At 72.3% G+C, this 7,657-nt stretch carries 5 protein-coding genes; 2 read left to right on the top strand and 3 right to left on the bottom strand.

Translation table 11 applies throughout. The features are described from left to right. Positions 1-187: 187 nt before the first annotated feature. Positions 188-1,531 carry a dicarboxylate/amino acid:cation symporter gene (locus CRT23_RS09505; protein WP_055948962.1) on the bottom strand — a complete coding sequence of 448 codons (1,344 nt, stop codon included), beginning with the start codon at positions 1,529-1,531 and terminating at the stop codon, positions 188-190. 359 nt (positions 1,532-1,890) lie between these two features. Here CRT23_RS09505 and CRT23_RS09500 point away from each other — a divergent pair, with 359 nt between their 5' ends. Next, positions 1,891-3,819: an ATP-binding protein gene (locus tag CRT23_RS09500; protein WP_103709474.1), complete on the top strand. Its 1,929-nt coding sequence runs from the start codon at positions 1,891-1,893 to the stop codon at positions 3,817-3,819. Beyond that, positions 3,816-5,174, top strand: coding sequence for a sigma-54 dependent transcriptional regulator (locus CRT23_RS09495; RefSeq protein ID WP_103709473.1), 1,359 nt, complete (start codon positions 3,816-3,818; stop codon positions 5,172-5,174). Before CRT23_RS09500 ends, CRT23_RS09495 begins: the two co-directional genes overlap by 4 nt. A 146-nt stretch (positions 5,175-5,320) precedes the next feature. Here CRT23_RS09495 and CRT23_RS09490 read toward each other — a convergent pair whose 3' ends face one another. After that, the gene (locus CRT23_RS09490; RefSeq protein WP_103709472.1) at positions 5,321-5,881 is read right to left on the bottom strand and encodes a PepSY domain-containing protein; all 561 of its coding nucleotides are present in this window, start codon (positions 5,879-5,881) and stop codon (positions 5,321-5,323) included. Between the two features lie 98 nt (positions 5,882-5,979). Beyond that, positions 5,980-7,656, bottom strand: coding sequence for a PepSY-associated TM helix domain-containing protein (locus CRT23_RS09485; protein ID WP_103709471.1), 1,677 nt, complete (start codon positions 7,654-7,656; stop codon positions 5,980-5,982). Between the last annotated feature and the right edge of the window lies 1 nt (position 7,657).

Below are 7,657 nucleotides of genomic sequence, written 5' to 3'. Positions count from 1 at the left end.
ACCACACCGCCGTCTTCATGGGCAAAGACGTCGACCAGCCGCGCAACCTCGCCAAGTCGGTCACGGTGGAATAGAGCGCCCGCCCGGTCCGGGACGCGACAAAAGAAAGGGGGCGCCGACCGGCCGGTCGGCGCCCCCTTTCTTGTCGTTCGAGAGGACCGGGCGCGGCGGCCCGGTCCGTGTCGCCTCACGCGGCCGGCTGCAGCGCCGGGAGCTCCGAGTCGAGGGGCATCGGGTTGCCGCCCATGGCGGCGGCGAGCTTGACGTCGTCCACCTCGCCCTCCCAGCGGGCGACCACGATGCAGGCCACCGCGTTGCCGATGAAGTTGGTGAGCGCGCGGCACTCGGACATGAAGCGGTCGACGCCGAGGATCAGCGCCATGCCGACGACCGGCACCGAGGGCACCACCGCCAGGGTCGCCGCCAGGGTGATGAAGCCCGAGCCGGTGACGCCGGCCGCGCCCTTGGAGGACAGCATCGCCACGAGGAGGAGCAGGCCCTGCTCGCCGTAGGTGAGGGGCGTGTCCGTCGCCTGGGCGATGAAGAGCGCCGCCATCGTCATGTAGATGTTGGTGCCGTCGAGGTTGAACGAGTAGCCGGTGGGGACCACGAGGCCGACCACGGGCTTCGAGCAGCCGGCGCGCTCCATCTTCTCGAGGAGCGAGGGCAGGGCGGACTCGGAGGACGAGGTGCCGAGCACCAGCATCAGCTCTTCCTTGATGTAGCGGATGAGCTTGATGATCGAGAAGCCGTTGTAGCGGGCGACGAGGCCGAGGACGCCGAGGACGAAGATCGCCGAGGTCAGGTAGAAGGCGCCGACCAGGTAGGCGAGGTTGGCCAGGGAGGCGATGCCGTACTTGCCGATGGTGAAGGCCATGGCCCCGAAGGCGCCGATCGGGGCGACCTTCATGATGATGTTGACGACGCCGAAGATGGCCTCCGACAGCACCTTGATGATGTCGAGGACCGGCTTGCCGCGGTCGCCCAGGAAGGCGAGCCCGAAGCCGAACAGCACCGAGAAGAACAGGACCTGCAGGATCTCGCCGCCCGAGAACGCCCCCACCGCGGTGGTCGGGATGATGTTCATGAGGAAGTCAGTGATCGTCTGCGTCTTGGCCTTGTCGGCGTACATCGCGATCGACTTCGGATCGAGCGACTTCGGATCGATGTGCATGCCCGCGCCCGGCTGGACGAGGTTCGCCACGATCAGGCCGACGATCAGCGCCAGGGTCGAGAAGGTGATGAAGTAGATCAGCGCCTTGCCGCCGACGCGGCCGACCTTCTCGAGGTTGGTCATGCCGGCGATGCCGGAGACCACGGTGAGGAAGATCACCGGCGCGATGATCATCTTGACGAGCTTGATGAAGGCGTCGCCGAGCGGCTTCATGTCCGCGCCCACCTGCGGGTAGAAGTGACCCAGGGCGATGCCGATCGCCACGGCGACCAGCACCTGGAAGTACAGGGTCCGGTAGATCGGCTTGGGCTTGGGCGGCGCGTGGGGCGCGGTGAGGGGCGATGGTACAGCGGCCATGATGGCGTTCTCCCGATGGGTCTCTCGAACGAGGGCGGCGCGGCTCGGGGACGAGGTCCCGCGTCCGCGCTCTCTTGGTCTTGCGCCGGCGGATCCGGCCTCCCCCGGCCGCGCTCCGGAGGGGGGCGGTGGCGGGGGCGTCGGCCCTGGGGCGGACAGCCCTGCGGTCGACGCAGGGCTGCATTACCCTTCCGGAATGGCAACCGGCATGCCAGGGTGGGTGCCGGCGAAACTTTTCGGTAAGCCTCTGAAAGTGAGATCGTTTTCGCGATGAGTCCGCGGCGCGCGCAGGATCGCTTTGCGAAAACCCGGACGGGGCGGCGAAATCCTTTCCGGGAAATCGCAGGGATTCGGCCGGCATGAGGCCGCGAACCCAGTCGGACGAAGAGTCCAATGTGCACCGGGGGGCCTCGTCGCACGTGCCGAGCCACCGCAGCCTCGTCCTGCTGGCCAGCCTCGCCGCGATCCTGCTCGCGGCCTGGCTCGCCGGGGGCATCGCCGAGCGCTGGGCCCTGGCCGACCTGCGCCGCACGGCCGAGGCGACGCTGGGGCTGCAGGTCGGCGTCCTGGCGGCCGAGATGCAGAAGCAGACCTCCCTGCCCCTGGCCCTGGCGGCGGATCCGGAGATCGCCGCCGCCGCGGAGGCGGCGCCCCCGGCGGACCTGATCGGCCGCGTGAACCGGCGCCTCGCCCAGGTCGCCGAGGCGACGGATTCGGCGGTGATCTACGTCATCCGGCCGGACGGCATCACGGCCGCGGCCAGCAATGCGGGGAGCCCGGGCAGCTTCCTCGGCCGGGACTACGCCTTCCGGCCCTATTTCCGGCAGGCGATGCAGGAGGGGGCCGGATCGCAGTTCGCCCTCGGCACCGTGAGCGGCCGCGCCGGCCTCTACCTGTCCCGGCGGATCGGCAGCGCCGGCGGCGTCGTGGTGGTCAAGATCGAGTTCAACGGCGTCGAGGCGGCCTGGCGCGCCTCGGGGGACGGGGTGTTCGTCGCGGATGCGCGCGGCATCGTCCTCGTAGCGAGCGAGCCGGCCTGGCGCTTCACCACCCTGCGCCGGATCGACGGGGACGAGCGGCGGCGCATCCGCGACGCCCTGGAATTCGGCGACGCGCCCCTCGACGCCATACCCCTCGACGCCATGCCCCTTTACGCCATGCCCCTCTATCCCGTCGCCGGCCCGGAGGATCTCGTGCGCGTCGGCCAGGGCGCGCGGCCGGCCTGGGCCGCCCTGCGGCTCGCGGCACCGATCCCTGGCACCGCCTGGCGGCTCACCACCCTGACGCCGCTGGGCCGCACGGTGGAGCGCGAGCGGGTCCAGGCCTGGATCATCGCCGCCCTGGTCACGGGCCTCGCCTGCCTCGGCCTCACCGCCCTCGCGGGCCGGGGCCGGCGCAACCGCGCGCGCCTCGCCCGCGCCTCGGCCCAGCGGGACGCCCTCGAGGCCCGCGTCCGGGAGCGGACCCTGGAGCTCACCGATGCCAACCGGATGCTGCGCCTCGAGATCGCGGAGCGCCAGCGGGCGGAGGCCGAGCGCGAGCGCCTGGGGCGCGAGCTCGCCCAGGCGGGGCGCCTGGCCGCCCTCGGGCAGTTCGCCGCCAGCATGGCCCACGAGATCAACCAGCCGCTCGCCGCCATCCGCTCCTACGCCGACAACGCCGCCATCCTGGTCCGGCGCGGCCGGGCGGAGGAGGCGGCCGAGAACGCCGTCGCCATCGGGCGCCTCACCGACCGCATCGGCGGCCTCACGCGCCAGCTCAAGGGCTTCGCCCGGCGCTCCTCCGCCAAGCGGGAGCCCGTCGCCCTGTCGGAGATCCTGCACAACGGCCTCGAGCTGGTCGAGGCCCGGGCCTCGGCCGCCCGCATCCCCCTGGTGGTGGAGGGGGCACGCCCCGGCCTGCGGGTGCTCGGCGACGGGCCGCGCCTCGAACAGGTCGTGGTGAACCTGCTCCAGAACGCCCTCGATGCCGTCCAGGGCCGGACCGACCCGCGTGTCGGCGTGCAGGTCGTCGAGGAGGCGCCGGACCGCGTCGTGGTCGCGGTCCGCGACAGCGGACCCGGCATTCCCGAGGCGGTGCGGGCGCAGGTCTTCGACGCCTTCTTCACCACCAAGTCGGACGGGCTCGGCCTCGGGCTCGCCATCGCCCGCGGAATCGTCGAGGATTGCGGCGGCAGCCTCACCGTCCAGGACGATCCGGCGGGCGGCACCGTCTTCCGCATGGCGCTGGCGAAGGCCGGGGGATTGGGGGAGACTGGGGTGGCCGGACCGGCGGAGGCGACGACGTGAGCGAGACCAGGGAGGGGGCGGCCTCGGCGGAGCGGGTCGTCTTCATCGACGACGAGGCGGAGGTCTGCCGGGCCAACCGCCAGAGCCTGGAGCTCGACGGCTTCACGGTGGAGACCTTCGGGGCCGCCGGGCCGGCCCTGACCGCGATCCTGGCCGATCCCCCGGGCCTCGTCATCACCGACGTGCGCCTACCCGACCTCGACGGGGTCGCGCTGTTCGCCCGCCTGCGCGCCATCGACCCGGAGCTGCCCGTCATCCTGATCACCGGCCACGGCGACATCCGCATGGCGGTGGGGGCGATCCGCGACGGCGCCTACGACTTCCTGGCCAAGCCCTACCCGGCCGAGGCGCTGCTGGCCTCGGCCCGGCGCGCCCTGGAGCGCCGGCGCCTCGTGCTGGAGAACCGCCAGCTGCGGACGCGCCTCGACGCCGCCCTGGAGGAGGATCCGGCCTTCCTCGGCGTGTCGCCCGGCATCGTGCGCCTGCGCCAGCTCGTGCGCGAGGTGGCCCAGGCCGACGTCGACGTGCTCGTGTTCGGCGAGACCGGCGTCGGCAAGGAAGTGGTGGCGAGCGCGCTGCACCGCTGGAGCCGGCGGGCCAAGCGCAACTTCGTGGCAATGAATTGCGGGGCGCTGCCCGACAGCGTCGCCGAGAGCGAGCTGTTCGGCCACGAGGCCGGGGCCTTCACGGGCGCGGTGAAGCGCCGGGTGGGGCGGATCGAGCATGCGCAGGGGGGCACGCTCTTCCTCGACGAGATCGAGAGCATGCCGCTGAACCTGCAGGTCAAGATCCTGCGCGTGCTGCAGGAGCGCAAGATCGAGCCCCTGGGCGGCAACGAGTCCCTGCCCATCGACATGCGGGTGGTGGCCGCCACCAAGGTCGAGCTCGGCCAAGCCGCGGCCCAGGGCACCTTCCGGGACGATCTCTATCACCGGCTCAACGTGATCACGATCGCGATCCCGCCCCTGCGGGACCGGCGCGAGGACGTGATCCTGCTCTTCCAGGAATTCCTGCGGCGGGCGGCCGCCCGCTTCGGCCGCGAGGTCCCGCCGATCACCGGCCCGGTCCTGGAGCACCTGCGGCGGCACGACTGGCCCGGCAACGTGCGCGAACTCGGCCACTTCGCCGAGCGCTACGCCCTGGGCCTCGGGGCGCAGGACCTGTCCGCGCCCGAGATCGTCACCGCCGGCACCCTGGCCGAGCAGGTCGACCGCTTCGAGCGCAGCCTGATCCGCGAGGAGCTGATCATGGCCGGCGGCGACGTCCGGCTGGCGGCGGAATCCCTGGGGACGCCGCGCAAGACTCTCTACGACAAGATCGCCCGCCACGGGCTCACGCCGACCGACTACCGCTGAGGCGCCCAGGGGCAGGGGGCAGGGGGCAGGGGGCAGGGGCAAGAGCAGGGTCAGGGGCAAGAGCAGGGGCGGGGAGGCCGGCCCGGGGCCGCCCTCCCGCTTCGCATCCGTCGACGCTCTCGCGAGATCGTCGAGGACGTCGGGGGTCAGTCGACGACCTTGCCGTCGGGGCCGACCTTGACCTTCTGCTCGCGGTCGGGGAGCGCCACCTTGATGTCGTACTGCACCGAGGCGCCCTCGCGCTCGACCTCGGCCTCGTAGGCCTTGCCGCCGCCGGCCTTCTGCTCGGCGATCTTCAGGGCGTCCTTGAGCGAGGTGGTGGCCTTCTGGAAGTCGGCCGGCTTCAGGCGGGTGAAGTAGCGCTCGATCGGCTGGTTCTCGGTCTTGTACAGGGCGCCGTCATCGGCGTTGATGCCGTACTCGACCAGCTTGCCGTCGGGGTACACGACCTTGATGCTGTAGTGGTTCGGGTTCTTGCCGTCGGCCTTCTCGAAGTCGGCGTCGATGGCGCGGCCCTTCTCGCCCTGCTGCTCGGCGGTGGTCAGCGCCTGCGCGAGGGTGACCTTGCTGACCGCGGCGAGCTGGTACTCCTTCATGTCCTTGTCGGTTTTGGTCATGTCGGTCTTGGGGGCGGGCGTCTGGGCCAGCACAAGGCCGGTGCTGAGCGCGAGGAATCCGGCGGCGGCGGCGGCGAGGCGGTGCATCATGGGCGGGTCGTCCCTTTTCGGGTGTCGTTGAAGGACCCTGGAAACGGCCGGCAGGCCGGTTGGTTGCTCCGCAGCAATGCGCCGGATCGCCCGGTCCTTCAGCGGGCCGAGGGTCCCGGGGCGGCGAGGGCGCCGAGGCCGGCGCGCGCCGCAGCGGGAGCGGGGGCCGCCCGCCGTGGCCCGGCGTAGCGGGCGAGCTTGCGCGCCGCGACGGCGAACAGGCCCGCCAGGGCGAGGAGCGTCGCATCGAACCAGACGAAGCGCGCCTGCCCGGCGAGGAGCCCCGCCCAGTGGTGATCGACCCGGGCGAGGTCGGCGGCCACCACCGCGAGATAGAGGCCGGCCGTCGCGGTCAGCGCCGCGCCCCAGGCCCGGCGCGACGGGCCCGCGAGGGCCGCCAGGGTGACGAGGCCCCAGGTGGCGAAGAAGGCGCCGATCTCCGCATCCGCCCGGCCCGCCAGGGCGAGGGGCAGCAGGCGGTTGGCGAGGAAGTAGGCCGCGATGGCCGCCGGAAGCCCGGCGACGGCGCCGATGTTCAGGGCCTGGACTAGGCGCAGGCCGAGGAAGCCCTGCTCGCCCGCCCTGCCCGAGACCTTGGGCAGGGCTTTGGGCAGAGCCTGGGGCAGGGCCTGGGGCAAGGCTTTGGGCAGGGCCTGGGGCAGGCGTGCCACCGACCAGAGCACGAGGCCGGTCGCCACCATGGCGGAGCCCATCAGGCCACAGAGGAAGAACAGGATGCGCAGGGCCGGCCCGGCGAAGTGGGCCTCGTGCAGGCCGACCAGGGTGGTGAAGGTCCGGGCCGCCGGCCTGAGGCCGCCTTGCCGGACCTCGCGCACCGCGCCCGTCACCCCGTCGAAGGCGATCTGCGGGTGCTCGTGCGAGAGCCCGTGCGGCTCCTCGAACACCGCGGTGACCACGGCGTGGGCGTCCCGCGGGTTGACGATCGAGAGCCGCTCCAGTGGCTCGGAGACCGTCGCCATGGCTTCGCGCACCATCGGGCCGATGGGCGCCAGGGTGCCGGGCCGCCCGGCGGCGGCACGCGGCACCGGGATCTGGCCGCTCTCGGCGAAGAAGGTCTGCGCCTCGCCCTTGTAGGCCGTGGTGATGCCCCAGGGCATGTACATCACGCCCAGGGTGACGATGCCCGTGTAGGTGATCATCAGGTGGAAGGGCAGGGCGAGCACGCCCGTGACGTTGTGGGCGTCGAGCCAGCCGCGCTGGGGCGCCTTGTCCCGCCGCAGGGTGAAGAAGTCCGCGAAGATGCGCCGGTGCGTGATCACGCCGGAGATCAGCGCCACCAGCATGATCATGGCGCAGAGGCCGACGATCCAGCGGCCCCAGAGGGGCGGCATGTGGAGCTCGAAGTGGAAGCGGTAGAGGAAGTCGCCGCCCTTCGTCTCGCGGATCGCCGCCAGCTCGCCCGTCGCCGGGTCGAGGCGGGCCTGCCCCGGCGGGGTGCCGGGCTTCGTCCGCCAGAACAGGTCGAGCACCGGGCTGTCGGGGGTCGGCAGGCCGATGAACCACGTCCGCGCCCCGCCCGCGTGCCGCTGGAGATGCGCGACGCCGAGCTCGGCCGCCCGCGCCACCGCATCGGGCGAGAGGGGCTCGCCGGAGAACGCCTGGCCCTGTCCGAGCTCGGGCCGCATCCAGCGTGAGATGTCGGCCCGGTAGTAGCTCGCCGTGCCGGTGACGAAGATCGCCAGCAGGACCCAGCCGACGACGAGGCCGGACCAGGTGTGGAGCCAGGCCATGGCTTGGCGGAAGCTCGTACCCATG

The sequence above is a fragment of the Methylobacterium sp. V23 genome (assembly GCF_002917135.1).
In the GTDB taxonomy this organism is placed as follows: Bacteria; Pseudomonadota; Alphaproteobacteria; order Rhizobiales; family Beijerinckiaceae; genus Methylobacterium.
This window is presented reverse-complemented; position numbering and strand designations above follow the sequence as displayed.

Coding starts and splice junctions, on each gene's coding strand:
- CRT23_RS09490 (WP_103709472.1), bottom strand. CDS start 5,881: ATGATGCACCGCCTCGCCGCCGCCGCCGCCGGATTCCTCGCGCTCAGC.
- CRT23_RS09500 (WP_103709474.1), top strand. CDS start 1,891: ATGAGGCCGCGAACCCAGTCGGACGAAGAGTCCAATGTGCACCGGGGG.
- CRT23_RS09505 (WP_055948962.1), bottom strand. CDS start 1,531: ATGGCCGCTGTACCATCGCCCCTCACCGCGCCCCACGCGCCGCCCAAG.
- CRT23_RS09485 (WP_103709471.1), bottom strand. CDS start 7,656: ATGGGTACGAGCTTCCGCCAAGCCATGGCCTGGCTCCACACCTGGTCC.